General features: G+C 65.5%; 1 protein-coding gene. It reads right to left on the bottom strand.

The features are described from left to right. Window positions 1–658, bottom strand: a 658-nt coding sequence (locus tag DAI20_RS19610) for a sensor domain-containing diguanylate cyclase (protein WP_159085138.1), incomplete at both ends; no start/stop codon positions are given.

The raw sequence follows: 658 nt of genomic DNA, 5'->3' as shown, positions 1-658 counted from the left end.
ACTCATCAACCAGTTCACGTCCGGTGCATCGGCACTGACTTCCACCACGCCGATGCTGCAGCTCAGCTGCGGACTGCCCTCGCTGATCGGGAAGGTGGCCTGGCCCAGGTTGCGGATCACCCGCTGCAGCACGCGCTTGGCCTCGTCCTGCCCGGCATGGGCGAGAAACATCGCGAACTCGTCGGCGCCAAGCCGGCCGACCCAGTCGCCGTCACGTACCGCAGCCACCAGATAGTCGGCGAAACTGCGCAGCATCTGGTCACCGGCGGCGTGGCCGAAGCTGTCGTTGACCAGCTTGAAGTGGTCCAGGTTGATGTAGCACAGCGAATGCGTGCCGCCCTCGCTGCGCACCTGCAGCAGCGAACGTTCCAGCAGCCGCTCGATCTCGCGACGGTTGATCAGGCCGGTCAGCGGATCGTGGCTGGCGTGATGCTCGATCTCACGTGCCAATGCATGGTTCTGGCTGACATCCTCGATGATCGCAAACACCGACAGGCCACCTCCCGCGCTGCGCACGCCGGTGCCACTCCAGCGCCCCCACACCAGGCTGCCATCGCGGCGGCAGAAGCGCAGTTCACTCGGCCGCAGCTGCCGGTCCCAGTCGATGCGGCCGACGCCATCGATGACCAGTTCGCCTTCCATCAAAAGATCGCCGAGC

Origin of the sequence: Planctomonas deserti, assembly GCF_003067705.1 — a bacterium.
Taxonomy (GTDB): domain Bacteria; phylum Actinomycetota; class Actinomycetes; order Actinomycetales; family Microbacteriaceae; genus Planctomonas; species Planctomonas deserti.
Note: the sequence above shows the minus strand (reverse complement) of the source record. Positions and strands in the feature narration are given on the sequence as shown.